Raw genomic sequence first — 20,000 nt, 5'->3', positions numbered from 1 at the left:
CGAAGGACAACAGGTTGATATTCCTGTACCACCGTAAGCCGTTATGAGCAATGGAGTGACGCAGAAGGGTAGTGACGCGGACCGATGGATGTGTCCGTCCAAGCAGTGAGGCTGGTTTGTTGGCAAATCCGCAAACCGTAAGGCTGGGCTGTGATGGGGAGGGAAACTTACAGTACCGAAGGTCATGATCTCCGGCTGCCAAGAAAAGCTTCTAGCCAGGCGAAGGTGCCCGTACCGCAAACCGACACAGGTAGGCGAGCAGAGCATGCTAAGGCGCGCGGAGTAACTCTCGTTAAGGAACTCGGCAACATGACCCCGTAACTTCGGGAGAAGGGGTGCCTCGGTAGGGTGAATAGCCCGAGGGGGCCGCAGTGAAAAGGCCCAAGCGACTGTTTAGCAAAAACACAGGTCTGTGCGAAGCCGTAAGGCGAAGTATACGGGCTGACGCCTGCCCGGTGCTGGAAGGTTAAGGGGAGCGGTTAGGGGTAACCCGAAGCTGTGAACCGAAGCCCCAGTAAACGGCGGCCGTAACTATAACGGTCCTAAGGTAGCGAAATTCCTTGTCAGGTAAATTCTGACCCGCACGAATGGCGTAACGACTTGGGCGCTGTCTCAACGAGAGATCCGGTGAAATTTTACTACCTGTGAAGATGCAGGTTACCCGCGACAAGACGGAAAGACCCCATGGAGCTTTACTGCAGCTTGATATTGGACTTTGGTACGATCTGTACAGGATAGGTGGGAGCCTAGGAAGCCGGAGCGCCAGCTTCGGAGGAGGCGCCGTTGGGATACCACCCTGATCGTATCGGAGTTCTAACCTGTCACCGTGAAACCGGTGAAGGGACCGTGTCAGGCGGGCAGTTTGACTGGGGCGGTCGCCTCCTAAAATGTAACGGAGGCGCCCAAAGGTTCCCTCAGAATGGTTGGAAATCATTCGAAGCGTGCAAAGGCATAAGGGAGCTTGACTGCGAGACCAACAAGTCGAGCAGGGACGAAAGTCGGGCTTAGTGATCCGGTGGTACCGAATGGAAGGGCCATCGCTCAACGGATAAAAGCTACCCTGGGGATAACAGGCTTATCTCCCCCAAGAGTCCACATCGACGGGGAGGTTTGGCACCTCGATGTCGGCTCATCGCATCCTGGGGCTGAAGTAGGTCCCAAGGGTTGGGCTGTTCGCCCATTAAAGCGGTACGCGAGCTGGGTTCAGAACGTCGTGAGACAGTTCGGTCCCTATCTGTCGTGGGCGTAGGAAATTTGAGAGGAGCTGTCCTTAGTACGAGAGGACCGGGATGGACGTACCGCTGGTGTACCAGTTGTTCCGCCAGGAGCACCGCTGGGTAGCTACGTACGGACGGGATAAGCGCTGAAAGCATCTAAGCGCGAAGCCCCCCTCAAGATGAGATTTCCCAGTATGTAAGACCCCTGGAAGACGACCAGGTCGATAGGCTCGAGGTGGAAGCGCGGCAACGTGTGCAGCTGACGAGTACTAATCGGTCGAGGGCTTATCCTACTTAGCAAGAACAGCCGGTCAGCACGGCATTTCGTTCGATCCAGTTTTCAGGGCGCAAGCTTTGAGAACGCAAGGCTTACATACTTACATATGGGGCCATAGCTCAGCTGGGAGAGCGCCTGCCTTGCAAGCAGGAGGTCAGGAGTTCGATCCTCCTTGGCTCCACCATGCTTTTTGTTCCCTGATAGCTCAGTTGGTAGAGCACTCGACTGTTAATCGAGTTGTCACAGGTTCGAGTCCTGTTCGGGGAGCCATAAGGAGAAGTGTCCGAGTGGTCGAAGGAGCACGATTGGAAATCGTGTATACGTTAACCGCGTATCGAGGGTTCGAATCCCTCCTTCTCCGTAGCAACATTTCTTGATTTGGAGAGATACCCAAGTGGCTCAAGGGGACCCTCTGCTAAGGGGTTAGACTGCGTAAGTGGTGCGAGGGTTCGAATCCCTCTCTCTCCGTTCTTTCTCCAACTTCATACGGCCCGTTGGTCAAGGGGTTAAGACACCTCCCTTTCACGGAGGTAACAGGGGTTCGAATCCCCTACGGGTCACCAACATGGAAGCTTAGCTCAGCTGGGAGAGCATCTGCCTTACAAGCAGAGGGTCGGGGGTTCGATCCCCTCAGCTTCCACCATGAACTACCGCGGGGTGGAGCAGTCCGGTAGCTCGTCGGGCTCATAACCCGAAGGTCACAGGTTCAAATCCTGTCCCCGCAACCAATATGGAGCTGTGGTGTAGAGGCCTAACATGCCTGCCTGTCACGCAGGAGACCGCGGGTTCGAATCCCGTCAGCTCCGCCATTTATTCTTTGCCGCTGTAGCTCAACTGGTAGAGCAACTGACTTGTAATCAGTAGGTTGGGGGTTCAAGTCCTCTCGGCGGCATGGATTATATCCATGGCGATCGTGGCGAAGTGGTTAACGCACCGGATTGTGGTTCCGGCATTCGGGGGTTCAATTCCCCTCGATCGCCCCATTGATTTCCTGATGGGGATTAGCCAAGCGGTAAGGCAACGGACTTTGACTCCGTCATTCCCAGGTTCGAACCCTGGATCCCCAGCCATTAAGAGCCATTAGCTCAGTTGATAGAGCACCTGACTTTTAATCAGGGTGTCGAAGGTTCGAGTCCTTCATGGCTCACTTTTCAACTTCATATGCGGTTGTGGTGGAATGGCAGACACGCTATCTTGAGGGGGTAGTGGGCGTACGCCCGTGGAGGTTCGAGTCCTCTCAACCGCACCATTTTCCTTTCGCCCTGCCAGGCGAAACAAGATTCACCTTTTATCATGCGGTCATGGCGGAATTGGCAGACGCGCTAGATTCAGGTTCTAGTGTCAGCAATGACGTGGAGGTTCAAGTCCTCTTGACCGCACCATCTGCGGAAGTGGCTCAGCGGTAGAGCATCGCCTTGCCAAGGCGAGGGTCGCGGGTTCGATTCCCGTCTTCCGCTCCATACGTGCCCGTAGCTCAGCTGGATAGAGCATTTGACTACGAATCAAAAGGTCGGGAGTTCGAATCTCTCCGGGCACGCCATTTATACAACGGGATGTAGCTCAGCTTGGTAGAGCACCTGGTTTGGGACCAGGGGGTCGCATGTTCAAATCGTGTCATCCCGACCATTTTTTGCGGGTGTAGTTCAATGGTAGAACTTCAGCCTTCCAAGCTGATAGCGTGGGTTCGATTCCCATCACCCGCTCCATCTGTGAATACGAACGGTCTTGCCCAGCGGCAAGGCCTTTTTTATTTTCAGGCTAAATACCGCAAAGAAACAGGGCTGTCCCGCAAAGTCGACGTGACGACTTCGCAGGACAGCCCTTAGTTTTTAAGGCTTTCTACGGGATGGTCCAAAGGTCCTTACAGAGACTTCAAGAATTCCACGACCGTAAGCAAGCCTTTGTCGAAGTTCTCCAGGTTGAAGTGCTCGTTCGGGGCATGAAGGTTCTCGTCGTCGAGACCGAAGCCCATGAGCACGACCGGAGCGGCGAGCACGCGGGAGAAAGCGGCCATGATCGGAATGGAGCCGCCGTCCTTGGTGAACAAGGCGCGGGTGCCGTAGACGCGGCCGTAAGCGTCGGCAGCCTTCTGCAGGATCGGATGGGACGGATCGATATTGAACGCGAAGGCTCGTTCGATTTGCTTGACGGTCAAGCGGGCGCCGGATGGAACGCGGTCTTTCAGATGCTTCTCGATGCGGTCGAGCGTTTTTTGCGGATCCTGGTCCCCGACGAGGCGGCAGGTGATTTTCGCATGCGCTTCTTTCGGGATGACCGTCTTGGTGCCTTCCCCTTGGAAGCCGCCATAGACGCCGTTCAGCTCCAGCGTCGGACGGGCTCCGACGCGCTCGACGAACGTATAGCCCTTTTCTCCGTACAGGGCATCCAGGCCAAGGCCGGTGCGGATCTTGTCCTCATCGACCCCCTGCTTGGCGAATTCCTCGCGCATGAGAGGAGACAGCTCCGGCACGCCCTCATAGAAGCCGTCGACCGCGACGCGTCCGTCCGGATCATGGAGGGAAGCGAGCAGCTCGACAAGCGCATGCAAGGCATTGGGAACGGCGCCGCCGTATGTGCCGGAGTGAAGATCGGTATTGGCGGTCCGGACAGCGACCTCCATCGAGCAGAGGCCGCGCAGGCCGGTGCAGATCGCGGGACGTCCGCGCTCGAGCAGCGATGTGTCGGAGACGAGCACCGCATCGCAGTCGAGCTTGTCCTTATGCGTCTCGAGGAAAGCAGGCAGATGCGGGCTGCCGATTTCCTCCTCGCCTTCGAGACAAAGCTTGAGGTTGACCGGAAGGGTGCCTTCCTCGCGAAGAATGGCCTCGATCGCTTTGATGTGGAGGAAGACTTGGCCTTTGTCGTCTGTCGCGCCGCGAGCATACAGCTTGCCTTCGCGGATCTCCGGCTCGAACGGAGGCGATTGCCATAGGTTCAGCGGATCGACGGGCTGCACGTCATAATGGCCGTAGACGAGCACGGTCGGCTTGCCGGGAGCATGGATATAATCGGCGTAGACGACGGGATGGCCGGCTGTCGGCATGATCTCGACGTTTTCGAGCCCAGCGCGGCGAAGCGTATCGGCGAGCCAGGATGCCGCGGATTGGATATCTCCCGCGTGGGCCGAGATGGCGGAGATGCTCGGTATGCGCAGCCATTGCATCAGCTCCTCGAGCTGCTCCTCCCGACGGGTGCTGAAATAAGTCTCATAGGACATCGGTATGTACCTCCTTGATTAAGACGGTTTGCCGCAGGCAAATCGGATAGGTTTATTATACCCCTGGGGCAAGGCGATAAGAAGCGGTCGAGACAACGCGGCAGAGCGCGGAAGCTCGAGGGGGAAAAGAGCCTAATCCATTTTCTACCGCCTCCGCTCATTGACGGGGACAAGGTCCGCGTCCTAGAATACAGGTAACGACAAACAGGAGGAGGCGTTCGGAGATGATGAAGATGGCGAAGAGAGCTGCAGCGGCAGCAATGGCAAAGGACCGGAGCATGATTTACCGGAGGTCTCCACGGACGGGAACGCGGCGAGGGCTGTAACGGCATGAGGATGCAGGAAGGACAGACGCGTCCTTTGCTGCCATGCGGAGCCTGAGGCGATTTCAAGTCACGGACGGAGTCCGTGGCTTTTTTTGTACGCTTCGACTTGAAATATCCCCCTAGATCAGGAAAGAAAAGGTGAATGAAACGTGATCAATGACTGGAATCTTCACGGCGGGAATGGAGGGGAGAACCTCGCCCGCATCCCGGCGGCTGCCGCCGGATCGGCGGTGCCGGTCCCGAGGGCTGCTGCCGGATCGCCGCCGCGCTCGCTTGTTGCCGGCGACCATGGATCCGCCGGACCTTCCGCATCGGCGGCATCGGCCCAGGAGCTCAGGCAGCTGCTGCGCATGATCCGCGATCTGCTGCAAGCTCGATGCGGATCGGAATTCGCGGTGTACAAGGACGAGGATCAGCTGGAGCTTTATTGGAGCCTGCTGGAGCAGGATCTCGCCGAAGAAAACGCCGAGCTGCAAGTGCTGGCGCGAGTCTTCGAAACGATGGAAAGCCGAAGCGTCAAGCGGGACTCGGCTGAGATCCGGATCTATCCGTCACTCGACAACCATCTGTTTTATTACCCGGAATGGAAGGTGGCGCTCGTCCGGCTCCCGATGCCGCGCGTGATCGGCCGGTCGCTCGAGCCTTACCTGTTCGCCGAGAGCGACGAGTCGCTGCGGCGGTTCCTTGTTCATGCCCGCGAACGGCTTCGGAGCCGGATGACCGGCAAGCTGCTGCTCTGCTGCGATGGCGAGGAAGGCACGGTGTCGGAGCTGGCGCCGCATCGGATCGAGCGCTGGGAGCCGGTGCAGGACTCGCTGCGGCTGGAGCTGGAACGGTCGGTATCGTCTTTCTTTCAATCGGGGGGAGCGTTCTACGAGCAGTTCGGGTTGGCCTACCGGCGGGGGATGCTGCTCTACGGCAAGCCGGGCAACGGAAAGACCAGCCTCGTCCGGGCGCTCGCCTCGAAGGCGGGCGTGCCGGCGATGAGCTGGCAGCTTTCGGAGCATACGAGCACGGAGAGCATTCGGGAGATGCTGAAGCGGGCGGCGGAGATGGCGCCGATGCTGCTCATCATCGAGGACCTGGAGGGGCTGCGGCCGGAGCTGCGCTCCGTCTTTCTGGGCGAGCTGGACGGGTTGCGGACGCACGAAGGAATCTATCTGATCGCGACGACGAATTACCCCGAACTGGTGGATCCGGCGCTGATCGGAAGACCGGGGCGCATTGACCGCGCGTACGAGGTCGCCGAGCCGACCCGCGCATGCCGCGCGGAGTTCCTCCAGCGGCAGAGCCGCGGCCTGCTGTTCGGCGACGGGCAGCTGGAGGAGCTGGCCGACCGGACGAAAGGCTTTTCCTATGCGCAGCTGGAGGAGCTGGTCGCGGCAGCCGCGTTCTGCTGGCAGGAACAAGGGCGAGTCGAGACGGAGCCCCTGCTCCGCGCGATTCGGCAGGAAATCGAGCATGCCAAAAACGGAAGCTGGATGTCCGCTTCCGGTTCGGGCAAAGTCGGATTTTTCGCATGAGCTCGGCTGTCTACTGCGCAGGACCGATCGGGTAGCGGGACCGCATCGTCGCGGCGAGCTCCCGGATCTCCTCTGGCCGGGGTAGCCGGCTCTCGGGCAATCGGGCCTGCTGCTCCGTCCGCGGGCCGAGCGCGACGCTGGCGGCTCCTTCGGCAAACAGGCGCGGCGCATCCGGCCATAGCTCGGCCAGCTCTTCGAGGCTCGCCATGACCGACGCTTCGACGAGCGGATAGCTCGCGGCGCCGGGGCCGGCGGCGGCATCGTAAAATTGGCGGACGAGACGGCCTCGCTCCTCGCCGGAGCCGCCGGCATTGACGAACGCCTGGACGATATAGGCTTTGGACAGCCGGCGCTGGGCGATGCCGCAAAACTTGCGTCCGCCGACGCTGAGATCGTAATCGCCCGGACAATAGGCTCCGACGATCTCGCCCTTGTCCACCTGGACGCCGGTGTCGGCGAGGGCGGCGGCGATCAGCTCGTACATGAGCTGGAAGTCGTCCTCGAAGCGGGCGGATGCCTTTCCCTGCAGCGGCAGGATGAGCGAGACGTTGACGACGCCGGGATCGAGCGGCACGGCGGCGCCGCCGGAGTTGCGGACGGCGACCGAGAGGCCGAGCCGCTCCAGCTCGCGGGAAGCGCGCGCGGCTTCCGGCAGACGGCTGTCGCGCGGTCCCATGACGAAGCCGGCGGGATGCCGCCACAGATGGAGGACGGGCACGCCGTCCGCTCCGACGCGCCGGCAGAGCAGCTCGTCCAGCGCGAACGAGTAGAGGACGTCCGGCTCGGACCAGTCGTCCATGCGGTCGAGCAGGAGCAGGCCGGGGAAGCGGTTATGGATCATGAGCGGAAACGTTCCTTCCTATGCCAATCGTAAAATGAAGATGATTCTTAAACTGTATCATACCGCGGGATGGAGTTCACGCGAACCGCGGCAATGGTAAGGGCATCAGCCAATGGAGGAATGGACATGGAACGACTCATTCAAGCCGACGAAGTGAAGCTGCAGACGGAATCATTCGGCAAGCCTGGAGATCCGGCGCTGTTGCTGATCATGGGCTCGCAGGCCTCGATGGTATTGTGGGAAAAGGAATTCTGCGAGCTTCTGGCGGCAGGAGGACGGTTCGTCATCCGGTACGACAACCGGGATACGGGAAGGTCGTCGAGCTGGCCGCTAGGAACGATGGGCTACACTATGGCGGATATGGCAGATGATGCGATGCGGGTCCTTGATGCATACGGCATTCAGAAAGCTCATCTGGCGGGGATGTCGCTGGGCGGCTATCTGAGCCAATTGGCGGCTGTCCGGCATCCGGAGAGGGTGCTGACGGTGACGCTGATCGCGAGCTCGAATTACACGGAAGGCCTTCCTGCGATGGAAGACAAGGTGATCGAGTTCTTCACCCGGTCCGCTTCCCTGGATCTGTCGGACGCTCATGCGGCGGAACAGTTCGGCGTTGAAAAATGGAGACTGATCGTCGGAAGCCAGCGGAAACTCGACGAGTCCAGAATTCGCGGGCTCGTCCGTCAGGAAATCAGCCTTGCCGAATCTCTGCCGAGCATGGGCAACCATATGCTCCTGGGCGGGGGAGAAGAGGATGTGGCGCGCACCGAAGACATCCGGCAGCCCGCCTTGATCGTCCACGGAACGGAGGATCCGGTCCTTCCTTACGCACATGGGCTCGCGCTAGAGCACGCTCTTTCCAATGCCAGGCTGCTGCCGCTCGAAGGAGCGGGTCATGAGATCCATCCGGATGATTGGCCGGCGATCGTCGAGGCGATGCTGGAGCTGACAGGCCCGCGCTGAGCCGCATGCGAGGAGGCGGGAGGGCATCGAGTGCCCTTTGACGCGGAATGGAGCGGATGCCGCCGCCGCATCGACCAAAAAAGCTTCTCCAGAGAGGAATCCTCTCCGGAGAAGCTTTTTTCAGCAGGAGCAATTGAGAACGGGCTTGCGCGCGGCCAGCGTCTCGTCGAGCCGCCGCAGGACGGTCGTATAAGGAGCGTTGATGACGAGCTCCGGCGTCTCCCGCGCCTCGCGGGCGATGCGCAGCATGGCGTCGATGAAGCCGTCGAGCGTCTCCTTGCTCTCCGTCTCGGTCGGCTCGATCATGATGCACTCCTCCACGTTGAGCGGGAAGTAGATCGTCGGCGGGTGATAGCCGAAGTCGAGCAGCCGCTTGGCGACATCGAGCGTCCGCACGCCGTACGCCTTGAGCCCTCGTCCCGACAGGACGAACTCATGCTTGCAGACGCCAGGATACGGAATTTCAAATGCCTCGGCAAGGCGTGCCATCATATAATTGGCGTTCAGCACCGCGCATTCGCTCACTCGGCGCAACCCCTCCGGACCGTAGGAGCGGATGTACGTGTAGGCGCGGACGAGGATGCCGAAGTTGCCGTAATACGACTTGACGTGGCCGATCGACTGCGGCCGGTCGAAGTCGAAGTAGTAGCTGCCGTCCGTGCGCTTTGCGACGACGGGCTTGGGCAGGAACGGGACGAGATGCGCCTTGACGCCGACCGGACCCGCTCCCGGACCGCCGCCGCCGTGAGGGGTGCTCATCGTCTTGTGCAGGTTGAGATGCACGACGTCGAAGCCCATGTCGCCGGGACGGGCGATGCCCATGATGGCATTGGAGTTGGCGCCGTCATAGTAGAGCAGGCCGCCGGCTTCATGCACGATCTCGGCGATCTCGACGATCTGCTCCTCGAACAGGCCAAGCGTGCTCGGGTTCGTCAGCATGAGGGCGGCCGTATCCGCGCCGACGGCGGCGCGCAGCGCATCCAGGTCGACGAGGCCGTCGGGGCCCGACTTGATCGTCACCGTCTCCAATCCCGCGGTCGTGGCGCTGGCGGGATTCGTGCCATGGGAGGAGTCCGGCACGATGACCTTGGAGCGCGCTTCGCCGCGGCTCTCGTGGTAGGCGCGGATCATCATGAGCCCGGTCCACTCTCCGTGCGCGCCGGCGGCGGGCTGCAGCGTCACGAAGTCCATGCCGGTCAGCGCGGCGAGATCGTCCTGCAGCGTATGGAGCAGCTGTAGCGCTCCCTGGATGCTCTCCTCCGGCTGGTACGGATGGATGCGGGCGAAGCCGGGCAGCTTGGCCGCGTCCTCGTTGATTTTCGGGTTGTACTTCATCGTGCAGGAGCCGAGCGGGTAAAAGCCGTTGTCCACGCCGAAATTGCGCCGGGAAAGCTCGGTATAGTGGCGGACGACATCGACCTCGTACACCTCCGGCAGCGAAGCGGAATTCCGGCGAAGCCGGCCGTTCGGCAGCAGCCCGGCCAGCTCCTCGTCCTCCGGTACGTCGCATGGCGGCAGCGAGAACGCCTCGCGTCCTGCTCGGCTCATCTCGAAGATGAGCGCCTTTTCGGGCTTCACGTCGATGGAGCCGGCGAGCCGCATCTCGGCCAGACGCTCTGGGGTCGGATTCGGTTGGCTCATGTCAGCGCCTCCTTTCGGGTCAGCCGGTCGAGCGCGGCGGCAAAGGCTTCGATCTCCTCGCGCGTCCGCTTCTCGGTGACGGCGACGAGCATATGCCCCGCGAGCTCGGGATACGACCGGCCGAGGTCGTAGCCGCCGAGGAAGCCTTCTTCCAGCAGCGCGAGCTCGAGCTGGCGCAGGTCGGTTCCTTCGGGAAGCTTGACGACGAATTCGTTGAAAAAAGGCGTATCGGCGAAGGAAAGGGAGAAGCCATTCAGCCCGCCGAGCGTCCGGGCCGCATGGCGCGCCTTGCGCAGATTCAGCTCCGCCGTCTTGCGGAAGCCCGTCTTGCCCATGACGCTCAGATAGATGCTGGCGCACAGGGCGAGCAGAGCCTGGTTGGAGCAGATGTTGCTCGTCGCTTTCTCGCGGCGGATATGCTGCTCCCGCGCCTGCAGCGTCAGGACGAAGCCGCGCTTGCCGTCCCGATCCACGGTCTGGCCGACGATGCGGCCGGGCATCCGGCGCATGAGCGGCTCGGCGACGGCGAAGTAGCCGCAGGTCGGGCCGCCGAGCGAGCTCGGGATGCCGAGCGGCTGCGCGTCGCCGACGACGATGTCCGCGCCGAGCGCGCCCGGCGCTTCCAGCAGGCCGAGCGAGAGCGGATTGGCGCTGACGACGAACAGCGCACCGGACTCATGGGCGAGCGTGCCGAGCACGGAGAGATCCTCGACCGTGCCGAGGAAGCTCGGCGACTGCACGAGCACGGCGGCGGTCGAATCGTCGACCGCCGCGGCCAGAGCCTCGGGATCGGTCAGGCCGTCCCGCAGTCCGACCTCGACGACATCGAGCCCAAGCCCGCGCGCCGTCGTGCGCACGATCTCGCGCGCTTCGGGATGCACGGCCCGCGAGACGACGACGCGCTTGCGGCGAGTATGGGCGGAGGCGAGCGCTGCCGCTTCGGCGAGCGCGGTCGCGCCGTCGTACATGCTCGCGTTGGCGACGGCCATGCCGGTCAGCTCGCAGATGTACGACTGGAACTCGAAGATCGCCTGCAGCTCGCCTTGGCTGATCTCCGGCTGGTAAGGCGTGTACGCGGTATAGAATTCGGAGCGTCCGGCCAGATGCGGCAGGACGGCCGGGATATGGTGGTCGTACAGGCCGGCGCCGAGGAAGCTTACGGCCGTGTCGGCGTCGGCATTGCGCCCGGCGAGCTGCTTGAGATGGCGCATCAGCGACCATTCGTCGAGTGCGCCGGACATCGGCAGCGTGCCGGAATAGAGGATGGAGGCAGGGATGTCGCGGAACAGCTCTTCGACCGAGGAGACGCCGATCGTCTCCAGCATCTCAGCCTGATCCTGCTCGGTCATCGGGATGTAGCGGTGCGGACGGGTCATCGTTGAGGGCTCACTCCTTGTCGGTTCGGGCCGGCGGCGCCGTTCTTCGGTAAAATGGGGCGGGAACGACGGCAGCCTTCAGCCGTTTGCCGCGGATCTCGACCTCAAGCTCGGTGCCGACCGCGGCGTATTCGGCCTGGATCAGCGCCAGCCCGAGGCTGCGCCTCAGCGTCGGGGACTGCGTGCCGGAGGTGATCTCTCCGATGCGCGTCTCTCCGCTGTACACAGGATAATGAGAGCGCGGAATGCCGCGCTCCAGCAGCTCGATGCCGACGAGGCGGCGAGGGACGCCGGCCGCTTTTTGCGCCAGCAGCGCGTCGCGGCCGACGAACGGTTCGCCGCCCAGCTTGACGAACAGGCCGAGTCCGGCCTCGAGCGGCGTGATGTCGGCCGACAGCTCCTGGCCGTACAGCGCGAGCTTCGCCTCGAGCCGCAGCGTATCGCGGGCGCCGAGCCCCGCCGGCTCCAGGCCGAGCGGAGCCCCTGCCGCCAGCAGGCCGCGCCACAGGCGCACGGCATCGCCGGAGGCGGCGTACAGCTCGAAGCCGTCCTCGCCGGTGTAGCCGGTGCGCGAGAGCAGCGTCCTGACGCCGCATACGTCGGCTTCCCGCAGGAAGCGGAACGGCTTGAGCTCGGCAAACGGAGCGTCCGTGCAGCGGGCGAGAATCTCGGCGGCTAGCGGTCCTTGGAGAGCGATCAGCGCCGTTTCGTCCGAGCGGTCCTCGATCGTCACGTCGCCGATCAGATGCTCTTGCAGCCAGGCGAGATCCTTTTCGATGTTGGAGGCATTGACGACGAGCAGATACTGGTCTTCAGAGATGCGGTAGACGAGCAGGTCGTCGACGACGCCGCCGTCCGGACGGCAGAGAAGCGTATACTGGGCTTCTCCGTCCTGCAGCCGGCGGACGTCGTTGGTCGTGACCGCCTGCAGGAAGTCGGCGGCGAATTGCCCCGTGACGAGGAATTCGCCCATATGCGACACGTCGAACAGGCCGGCCCGCTGGCGGACGGCCTCGTGTTCCCGGATGATGCCGCTGAACTGCACCGGGAGCTCCCAGCCTCCGAAGTCGATGCATCGCGGCTCGCCGGTCTCGGCATAGACGGGGCGGAGCGGAGTCGTGCGCAGGTTGGCCATGCAAGGTTCCTCCTCGCGATTCAGTCGTGTGGCGAAATTGTCGATCCGCAAAAAAAGGACAGGGCGGAAAACGCGGTCAGGCTGTCCGAAGACATGCCTGCCGGCTCGTTTTCCGCTCTGTCCCTTGTACCTGAGAGTTGCCCCGATGCCGATCCACCGAATCGCTTCGGCCTGCCGGCGGCAGGTTTCCCCTTTGGTGACGACCGCCCGCCGGCATGCTGCCGGACGCGAAAAAGCGCTCGTTCTCTCCAGAGTCGCGTCCTGCAGAGGTCCTTTTGCCTGAGAGATTCCCCTGCGCTACGTCAAGGTTACTCCTTCGGCGCCGCCTTGAACTGCCGGCGATCTCTCCCGCTGCGCTCATCCGCTTATTTACGATCTCTTCCAGTTTGCCGGATCGGACAACCCGGTGTCAATAACCATTCGCTCCGGGAACGGCAAAGATTGACAGGCTTCCCGCCCATCGTTTACGCTTTCCGCATAGACGGCTCTTCGAGGCCGAGGAGAAAGGATGAGCGTCCAGTGAGTGAGATTCGTCAAGGCTTGGGCTACACGGAGGAGCATGAATGGGCATCCGCAGCGGGAGAGAACGCCGTCCGGATCGGCATTACCGACCATGCGCAGCATCAGCTCGGCGATATCGTTTTTGTCGAGCTGCCCCGGCCCGGCGATCGGGTGGAAGCGGGACAGCCGCTCGGCACGATCGAGTCGGTCAAGACGGTATCGGACCTTTATGCGCCGGTGAGCGGCACGGTGGCGAAGGTGAACGACGCGCTCTCCGATTCGCCGGAGCTCGTCAACTCGGAGCCTTACGACGGCGGCTGGATGCTTGAGATCGAGACGGACGGCAGCGCGGCCGAGCTCGTGGCGTCGCTGCTGGACGCCGACGCTTACGCCGGGCGGACCGACTGACCAGGCGCGCGTTCCGGGAGGCAATCGGCTCCCGCGCAAGATCGGAAGCAGGGATGGGGCATGCCCCATCCCTTTTTTTCATTTCTTTTTTCGGTAAAGAATGACTGTAAACAAAATCATTAATTGCTCTCGCCGGTCCAATATGGGTAAGATGAAAAGGACCTGCCGGCCATAGGCCATGCCGGCCTCGGTCGAACCAGACTAGACAAAGGCTGAAAAAGCCTAGGAGGGGACCACTGTGGAACAAACGCTGTCGGCCGCCGCTTCCCCGCAGGAAGAAGCGCCGCAATTCAAAGTCGTGCCGATCATGGCCGCGCTGCTCATCAGCGGCTTCATCGGCATGTTCAGCGAAACCGCGCTGAACATCGCCATTACCGAGCTGATGGCTCTCTTCAATGTGGAGCCGGCTACCATTCAATGGCTGACGACCGGCTTCCTGCTCGTGCTCGCTATTCTCGTTCCGGTCTCGGGACTGCTGCTTCAATGGTTCACGACGCGCCAGCTGTTCATCGCATCGCTGTCGTTCTCCATCGTCGGCACGCTGCTCGCCGCGCTGGCACCTGGCTTCGAGGTGCTGCTCGTCGCCCGTCTCATCCAGGCGGTCGGCACCGGCCTGCTGCTGCCGCTCATGTTCAATACGGTGCTCGTCATCATCCCGCCGCATCGCCGCGGAACGGCGATGGGCATCATGGGCCTCGTCATCATGTTCGCGCCGGCTGTCGGTCCGGCGATCGCCGGCCTGTTCCTGGAGTACTCGTCCTGGCGGACGATCTTCTGGACGGCGCTGCCGCTGCTCGTATTCGCGCTGATCTTCGGCATCGTCTTCATGCGCAACGTGTCCGAGCTGACCCGTCCGCGCATCGACCTGCTGTCCATCGCGCTGTCGAGCATCGGCTTCGGCGGCATCGTCTACGGCTTCAGCAGCGCGGGCGAGGGGGAGCATGGCTGGAGCAGCCCCAAAGTCATCATCGGCATCGCTCTCGGCGCGGTCGGGCTGCTGCTGTTCATCCTCCGCCAGCTGCGCATGAAGCAGCCGATGATGAATCTGCGCGCGTTCCGCTATCCGATGTTCACGATGGGAACGCTGATCATTTTCGTCTCGATGATGATCATCCTCTCGACCGTCATGCTGCTTCCGATTTATCTGCAGACGGGCATGGGGCTGCTGCCGCTTGCGGCCGGCCTGCTGATGCTGCCGGGAGGGCTCGTCAACGGCCTGATGTCGCCGATCATGGGCCGCCTGTTCGACAAGTACGGGCCGCGCTGGCTCGTCATCCCGGGGCTGGTGCTCGTCATCGCCATCCTCTGGCTCATGACCGGCATCGAGCCGACGACGTCCAAGGGCGAGATCATCGTGCTGCATTCGCTGCTGTTCATCGGCATCTCGATGATCATGATGCCGGCCCAGACGAACGGCCTCAACCAGCTGCCGCGCGAGCTTTATCCGGACGGCACGGCGATCATGAACACGCTCCAGCAGGTGGCCGGAGCGATCGGCACCGCGCTGGCGATCAGCGTCCTGAGCGCCGGCCAAAAAGCGTATTATGCCGACAACGGCATCGCGCCGGCGGATTATTTGAGCAAGCTGCCGCAAGCGATGACGCAAGGCGTGCAAGGCGCGTTTCTGATGACGATCGCTTTCGCCGGGCTTGGCCTCCTGCTTTCCTTTTTCATCAAGCGCGTCAAGGTCAGCAGCCCGGAAGGCGGTCCGCAAGGTCCGATGCATTGACGGAGCAATGCCGGCATTCGGCTTGCTCTGCCGCAGATCAGCCCGTATCCTAGAGGATGCGGGCTTTTCCATATTTAGAGACAGGCTGATGCGAGAGCCAGTTGACAGCTGGGTTCGAATCGGTTATTTATTAATTAATAAATAAAAGGAGACGAGGATGACACCAGCAAAAGGGGAAGCGGGAGACCGTCGGCGTCAGATTTTGGATGCAGCGGCAGCATTGTTTGCCGAGCAGGGGTATTACAAGACGACAACGGCGGATGTCGCCCGCGCGGTAGGCGTAACCCAGCCTTATGTGTTCCATTTCTTCAAGTCGAAGGAAGCCTTGTACCTCGCCGTCCTGGAGAGCGCGGCGGAGCGGATCAAGTCGGCGTTCGCCGAGGTGGATGCGCCGGCGGCGGAGCTGGAGGGAGCGATGGGCCAGGCGTTTTACGGCTTGCTCGCCAGCGGCTGCCGCAGCGAGGTGCTGCTCTGCATGACGGCCCATGCGATCTCGGACCCGACGATCCGAAATTTCGTCAGCGAGGAGTTCGCACTCATCCATCGGCGAATCGGGGAGCGCTTCCGCCGGGCAGGCTTGCCGGACCCGGAGTTCAAGGCCATTTCGTTCATCGGCATGGGCCTGGCGATCGCGCTCGCGGAGCTTCTGGCCCTGCAAGAGCAGATGCTGGCCTGCATGGAGTCCTCGTTTGAAGGCTGAGCCGCAGCGATGCGGCTTTTCTTTCGGACATGTATTTATTGATTAATAAATAAAGGAGCGGATTGACATGACGCAGATTTACCCGGGAAGATTCACGGCGGAGATGGAAGGATCGTTTGTCGTTTTCATCATCGGCATGAGGATCAACAAGCTGCTCGCGGTGCATAAATGGCTGCCGGTCGCGAAGGCGATGCCGCCGATGCTGAAGGAGCTGCATCAGCATCCGGAGCTCGGCTTCATCAGCCATGAGCTGCTGCTCGGAGCGCGCGGCGTGACGACAATCCAATACTGGCGGACCTACGAGCAGCTGGAGCGCTATGCGCGCCAAGGACAGCATCTGGAGGCATGGCAGCGGTTCAACCGCGCGGTCGGAAACGACGGGACGGTCGGAGTGTTCCATGAGACTTATTTGATCGAGCCGGGATGCTCGGAAAGCATCTACGTGAACATGCCGCGCACGCTGCTGGCCAAAGCGGGCAGCCATATGCCGGTCGGCAAGGGACGCCATGATTCCCGGGAGCGCCTTAAGGCCGATAAAGGCCTGAACTAGAGAATATTCCCCCTGCCGCAGTCGGATCGCCACCCTTCCGCCCGGCTCCGCTGCCTGAGATAGTAGAAGGGAGCCTGCAAGCAGGCAGGTGTCCTCCGGGTAACAAACGGCTATAGCCAAACTGGCAGCGTTCGGGGCATTGACGGATGCCGCGAGGCGGTGATAAATTGGCAAAGTGGACTCCGGCCGCGAGGCGGCTGGGCTTTGCGAAACCCATTCCGAGGAGGATTACGATGCAAACGACGACCGATCGCCATCAATCGTTTGAATTCGGCTTGAAGCGTAATCCTGCGGCAGAATGAGGATCATTCGATCATCCTCGCGCGCGGTTACGTTCCTGTAACCTTGCGCTTCCATCAGGCTCGGCCGCCTTGCTCCGCATCGTTCGTCCTTTCCCGGACGGACGCGGATCAGCGGCCGCCGGGCTCCAGGCGCATCGCTTACGGGCGATGCGTCTTTTTTTCGGCATGGATGATCCGAACCGACAATCGATGAAACCGGCGGCCCTCTTCCGAGGCGGCCGCCCGAAAGACGAGGTGGGATTTTGTTCAGCGTCATTGGCAAGCTGGGCTGGTTTTTCCGGCTCGAATGGAAACGATACACGATCGCAATTACGCTGCTGGTGCTGGTCGGCATGGTCGAGGTGCTTCCTCCGAAGCTGCTCGGCTACACGGTCGACGGCATCAGCCAGGGCACGCTGGCGAACGACAGGTTTTTCCTGATCGTCGCTGGTTGGCTCGCCATTACGGTGATCAGCTACTTCGTCACCTACATCTGGATGTCCCGTCTGTTCGGCGGGGCGAACGTGCTGGAGCGGCTGCTGCGCGGCAAGCTGATGGGGCATTTCCTCAAGATGACCCCGACCTTCTACGAGCGCAACCGCACCGGGGACCTGATGGCGCGCTCTACGAACGACCTGTGGGCGGTCTCGGTGACAGCGGGCTTCGGCATCCTGACGCTGATCGACTCGACGGCGTTCATGCTGACGATCCTCTTCATGATGGCGGTGCTCATCAGCTGGAAGCTGACGCTGGCGGCGCTGCTGCCTTTGCCGATCATCGCGATCGTCATGGGCATCTTCGGCAAGCTGATCCACGAGCGGTTCATGAAAGCCCAGGACGCGTTCGGCGAGCTGAACGACGAGGTGCTGGAGTCCGTATCCGGCGTGCGCGTCGTCCGCGCCTACGTGCAGGAGTCGGCGGACCGCGACCGGTTCCACGCCAAGACGAGCGAGGTGCTGTCGCGCAACATCGCGGTCGCCAAGATCGACGCTTTGTTCGAGCCCGTCAACAAGATTCTCGTCGGACTCAGCTACATTATCGGTCTGGTGTACGGCGGCGTGCTCGTGTTCCAAGGCGAGATCACGCTCGGCGATCTGATCTCGTTCAATATTTTCCTCGGCATGCTGATCTGGCCGATGTTCGCCATCGGCGAGCTCATCAACATGCTTCAGCGAGGCAACGCTTCCCTCGACCGGGTCGAGGAGACGCTTGGCGCGCGCGCGGACGTGCAGGACGAAGGCGAACTATCGGACCTGGAAGCGCCGGGCGCGATCGAGCTGAACAACTACACGTTCCGCTATCCTTCGTCCCCGGAGGATAATCTGAAGGACATCTGCTTCTCGCTGCCCAAGGGAGCGACGCTCGGCGTTGTCGGGCGTACGGGCAGCGGCAAGACGACGCTGCTCAAGCAGCTGATCCGCGAGTACCCGATGGGCAGCGGAGAGCTGACGATCGGCGGCGAGTCGATCGACCGGCTGCCGCTCGACCGCCTGCACGGCTGGTTCGGCTACGTGCCGCAGCAGCCGATCCTGTTCTCCCGCTCGATCCGCGAGAACATCCTGTTCGGCAGCGAGAACGCGACCGACGCCGATCTCGAGCGCGCGCTCGTCCGGGCGTCGTTCGCCAAGGACATCCTGTTCCTTCCGGAAGGGCTCGAGACGCTCGTCGGAGAGAAAGGCGTCGCCCTGTCCGGCGGGCAGAAGCAACGGGTGAGCATCGCACGGGCGCTGATCGCCGATCCGGAGATTCTGCTGCTCGACGACGCGCTGTCGGCGGTCGACGCCAAGACCGAGGCGGAGATCATCGAAGGAATCCGTACGGAGCGCGCGGGCAAGACGACGATCATCACGACGCATCGCCTGTCCGCCGTGCAGCACGCGGAGCTTATTCTCGTCCTCGACGACGGCCGCATCGTGCAGCGCGGCACGCATGACGAGCTGCTGCAGCAGGGCGGCTGGTACCGGGAGCAGTACGACCGGCAGCAGCTGGAGGCCTATGTGGAGTCCTGATCGGCGGAAGGCCGGCCAGGCAAGGAAAGATCATCATTCAGTTCGAAGCAAAGAAGGTGAGCGAGCATGACCGAAACGACGACAGCAGGTCCCGGAACGGGGAAGCGGCTGCTGAGATATGCCTTATTTTATAAAAAGCCCATTTTGATCGCCCTTGTCTTGCTGGCGCTGGCGGTGTGCGCCGAAATGGTCGGCCCGCTGCTGGCGAAGCGGATGATCGACAACAACATCCTCGGCATCGAGCGGACCTGGGTCGAGGTCGAGCCGGGCACGAAAGATTCCGTCGCGTACGACGGAATGTCCTACAAGCGGATCGACCGGCTGGAGCCGGGCGAAGGCGGGGCAGGGCGCCTGTCCATCGTGCAGGAGGGGATGAGCTTCTACGCTTATCCCGACGCCTTGCCGGAGGGCAGCGACGCTGCGGTCGCGGACGGCGTGCTGACCGTCAGGACGGGCGCAGGCTCCATCGAGACGCCGGTCGAAGCGATGAGCCGGGAGCAGGTGTACGCTTTCTACAAACCGGAGATCCGCCCGCTGCTGCAGCTGGCGGCCGCCTACTTCGGCCTTCTCATCATCGCGGCCTTCTTCACCTACGGGCAGAAGCTCATGCTGCAGACGACGGCCAACCGGATCGTGCAGCGCATGCGCGAGGACGTGTTCGCCCATACGCAGCGCTTGCCGGTGAACTATTTCGACAATCTGCCGGCAGGCAAGGTCGTCTCCCGGATCACGAACGATACCGAAGCGGTGCGCGAGCTTTTCGTCGCGGTGTTGGCGAATTTCTTCAGCGGCATCATCTATATGGCGGCGATTCTCGGAGCGCTGTTCGTCCTCAGTCCGACCATGGCGCTGTTCGCCTTGCCGATGATTCCGATCCTGATCCTCTGGATCTATTTCTACCGTCGCGTGGCGGGCCGGTACAACAGCATCATCCGGGCCAAGCTGAGCGACATCAACGCGATGATCAACGAATCGATCCAAGGCATGAGCATCATCCGCGCGTTCCGCCGCCAGCGCAAGACGGCCGAGGAGTTCCAGCAGATGAACGACGAGTTCTTCTCCTATAAGATCAAGCTGCTCAAGGTAGACGCCTGGACGTCGCACAACCTCGTCAACGTCATCCGCAACATCATCTTCCTGATCGCGCTCTGGATGTTCTGGGGAGACGATCTCGGCAAGCTGGTGACTGTCGGCGTCATGTACGCCTTCATCGACTACATGAACCGGATGTTCCAGCCGATCGTCGGCATCGTCAACCAGCTGACGAACCTGGAGACGGCGCGGGTATCCGCAGGACGCGTCTTCG

The 20,000-nt window shown here is 61.8% G+C and carries 13 protein-coding genes, 18 tRNA genes, 1 rRNA gene and 1 riboswitch (2 of these 33 cut by a window edge); of the genes, 27 read left to right on the top strand and 5 right to left on the bottom strand.

Annotation, left to right across the window (positions count from 1 at the left end):
• The 19 genes from NYE40_RS19850 to NYE40_RS19760 form a co-directional block, all read left to right on the top strand.
• Positions 1–1,510 (top strand): 23S ribosomal RNA (locus NYE40_RS19850) (it extends 1,420 nt beyond the left edge of the window).
• A gap of 92 nt (positions 1,511–1,602) precedes the next feature.
• A tRNA-Ala gene (locus NYE40_RS19845) sits at positions 1,603–1,678 on the top strand.
• A gap of 10 nt (positions 1,679–1,688) precedes the next feature.
• Positions 1,689–1,764: transfer RNA gene (locus NYE40_RS19840), tRNA-Asn, on the top strand.
• A gap of 3 nt (positions 1,765–1,767) precedes the next feature.
• A tRNA-Ser gene (locus tag NYE40_RS19835) sits at positions 1,768–1,855 on the top strand.
• A gap of 19 nt (positions 1,856–1,874) precedes the next feature.
• Positions 1,875–1,962, top strand: a tRNA-Ser gene (locus tag NYE40_RS19830).
• A 20-nt stretch (positions 1,963–1,982) separates the two neighbouring features.
• Positions 1,983–2,057 (top strand) — tRNA-Glu (locus NYE40_RS19825).
• A gap of 4 nt (positions 2,058–2,061) precedes the next feature.
• Positions 2,062–2,137: transfer RNA gene (locus NYE40_RS19820), tRNA-Val, on the top strand.
• Between the two features lie 8 nt (positions 2,138–2,145).
• A tRNA-Met gene (locus NYE40_RS19815) sits at positions 2,146–2,222 on the top strand.
• A 4-nt stretch (positions 2,223–2,226) separates the two neighbouring features.
• Positions 2,227–2,303: transfer RNA gene (locus NYE40_RS19810), tRNA-Asp, on the top strand.
• A 10-nt stretch (positions 2,304–2,313) separates the two neighbouring features.
• Positions 2,314–2,386, top strand: a tRNA-Thr gene (locus tag NYE40_RS19805).
• A gap of 15 nt (positions 2,387–2,401) precedes the next feature.
• Positions 2,402–2,477: transfer RNA gene (locus NYE40_RS19800), tRNA-His, on the top strand.
• A gap of 12 nt (positions 2,478–2,489) precedes the next feature.
• Positions 2,490–2,564: transfer RNA gene (locus tag NYE40_RS19795), tRNA-Gln, on the top strand.
• A 4-nt stretch (positions 2,565–2,568) separates the two neighbouring features.
• A tRNA-Lys gene (locus NYE40_RS19790) sits at positions 2,569–2,641 on the top strand.
• A gap of 16 nt (positions 2,642–2,657) precedes the next feature.
• A tRNA-Leu gene (locus tag NYE40_RS19785) sits at positions 2,658–2,743 on the top strand.
• Between the two features lie 46 nt (positions 2,744–2,789).
• Positions 2,790–2,876: transfer RNA gene (locus tag NYE40_RS19780), tRNA-Leu, on the top strand.
• Between the two features lie 3 nt (positions 2,877–2,879).
• Positions 2,880–2,954, top strand: a tRNA-Gly gene (locus NYE40_RS19775).
• A 3-nt stretch (positions 2,955–2,957) separates the two neighbouring features.
• Positions 2,958–3,034, top strand: a tRNA-Arg gene (locus NYE40_RS19770).
• Positions 3,035–3,043: 9 nt separating this feature from the next.
• Positions 3,044–3,120, top strand: a tRNA-Pro gene (locus NYE40_RS19765).
• A 6-nt stretch (positions 3,121–3,126) separates the two neighbouring features.
• Positions 3,127–3,200: transfer RNA gene (locus tag NYE40_RS19760), tRNA-Gly, on the top strand.
• A gap of 155 nt (positions 3,201–3,355) precedes the next feature.
• On the opposite strand, the gene NYE40_RS19755 is transcribed toward NYE40_RS19760, so the two are convergent.
• Positions 3,356–4,711 carry a dipeptidase gene (locus NYE40_RS19755; protein ID WP_194843427.1) on the bottom strand — a complete coding sequence of 452 codons (1,356 nt, stop codon included), beginning with the start codon at positions 4,709–4,711 and terminating at the stop codon, positions 3,356–3,358.
• A gap of 475 nt (positions 4,712–5,186) precedes the next feature.
• On the opposite strand from NYE40_RS19755, the gene NYE40_RS19750 reads away from it, so the two are divergent.
• Complete coding sequence (locus NYE40_RS19750; RefSeq protein WP_028598533.1) at positions 5,187–6,560, top strand: ATP-binding protein; 1,374 nt, start codon at positions 5,187–5,189, stop codon at positions 6,558–6,560.
• Between the two features lie 10 nt (positions 6,561–6,570).
• Here the strand turns inward: NYE40_RS19750 and NYE40_RS19745 are convergent, their stop codons facing one another.
• Positions 6,571–7,401 (bottom strand): lipoate--protein ligase family protein, encoded by an 831-nt coding sequence (locus NYE40_RS19745; protein WP_028598532.1) that lies wholly within the window; start codon positions 7,399–7,401, stop codon positions 6,571–6,573.
• 126 nt (positions 7,402–7,527) lie between these two features.
• On the opposite strand from NYE40_RS19745, the gene NYE40_RS19740 reads away from it, so the two are divergent.
• Positions 7,528–8,364 carry an alpha/beta hydrolase gene (locus NYE40_RS19740; RefSeq protein WP_101808137.1) on the top strand — a complete coding sequence of 279 codons (837 nt, stop codon included), beginning with the start codon at positions 7,528–7,530 and terminating at the stop codon, positions 8,362–8,364.
• 120 nt (positions 8,365–8,484) lie between these two features.
• On the opposite strand, the gene gcvPB is transcribed toward NYE40_RS19740, so the two are convergent.
• From gcvPB to gcvT, 3 genes are read right to left on the bottom strand one after another with little or no spacing between them, the layout of a single operon-like run.
• Complete coding sequence (gcvPB, locus tag NYE40_RS19735; protein ID WP_339280083.1) at positions 8,485–9,966, bottom strand: aminomethyl-transferring glycine dehydrogenase subunit GcvPB; 1,482 nt, start codon at positions 9,964–9,966, stop codon at positions 8,485–8,487.
• 35 nt (positions 9,967–10,001) lie between these two features.
• Positions 10,002–11,381: an aminomethyl-transferring glycine dehydrogenase subunit GcvPA gene (gcvPA, locus tag NYE40_RS19730; RefSeq protein ID WP_339278828.1), complete on the bottom strand. Its 1,380-nt coding sequence runs from the start codon at positions 11,379–11,381 to the stop codon at positions 10,002–10,004.
• A 10-nt stretch (positions 11,382–11,391) separates the two neighbouring features.
• Positions 11,392–12,516: a glycine cleavage system aminomethyltransferase GcvT gene (gene gcvT, locus NYE40_RS19725; protein ID WP_339278827.1), complete on the bottom strand. Its 1,125-nt coding sequence runs from the start codon at positions 12,514–12,516 to the stop codon at positions 11,392–11,394.
• Between the two features lie 257 nt (positions 12,517–12,773).
• A riboswitch (glycine riboswitch) is annotated at positions 12,774–12,877 on the bottom strand.
• 158 nt (positions 12,878–13,035) lie between these two features.
• Here gcvT and gcvH point away from each other — a divergent pair.
• The 6 genes from gcvH to NYE40_RS19695 all read left to right on the top strand — a co-directional run.
• Positions 13,036–13,425, top strand: a complete 390-nt coding sequence (gcvH, locus tag NYE40_RS19720; protein WP_028598527.1) for a glycine cleavage system protein GcvH — start codon at positions 13,036–13,038, stop codon at positions 13,423–13,425.
• Positions 13,426–13,732: 307 nt separating this feature from the next.
• Complete coding sequence (locus NYE40_RS19715) at positions 13,733–15,154, top strand: DHA2 family efflux MFS transporter permease subunit (RefSeq protein WP_339280081.1); 1,422 nt, start codon at positions 13,733–13,735, stop codon at positions 15,152–15,154.
• Between the two features lie 157 nt (positions 15,155–15,311).
• Positions 15,312–15,854 (top strand): TetR/AcrR family transcriptional regulator, encoded by a 543-nt coding sequence (locus tag NYE40_RS19710; RefSeq protein WP_028598525.1) that lies wholly within the window; start codon positions 15,312–15,314, stop codon positions 15,852–15,854.
• Positions 15,855–15,921: 67 nt separating this feature from the next.
• Positions 15,922–16,404: a DUF4188 domain-containing protein gene (locus NYE40_RS19705; protein WP_028598524.1), complete on the top strand. Its 483-nt coding sequence runs from the start codon at positions 15,922–15,924 to the stop codon at positions 16,402–16,404.
• A gap of 544 nt (positions 16,405–16,948) precedes the next feature.
• Positions 16,949–18,694: an ABC transporter transmembrane domain-containing protein gene (locus NYE40_RS19700; RefSeq protein ID WP_339278826.1), complete on the top strand. Its 1,746-nt coding sequence runs from the start codon at positions 16,949–16,951 to the stop codon at positions 18,692–18,694.
• 66 nt (positions 18,695–18,760) lie between these two features.
• Positions 18,761–20,000: the 5' portion of an ABC transporter ATP-binding protein gene (locus tag NYE40_RS19695; protein ID WP_028598522.1), read on the top strand. Its footprint extends 803 nt past the window's final position; the window shows 1,240 of its 2,043 coding nt (coding positions 1–1,240); it begins with the start codon at positions 18,761–18,763; its stop codon lies beyond the right edge, outside the window.

Source organism: Paenibacillus sp. FSL W8-1187 (assembly GCF_037965485.1).
GTDB classification, from domain to species: Bacteria; Bacillota; Bacilli; order Paenibacillales; family Paenibacillaceae; genus Paenibacillus_O; species Paenibacillus_O pasadenensis.
Note: the sequence above shows the minus strand (reverse complement) of the source record. Positions and strands in the feature narration are given on the sequence as shown.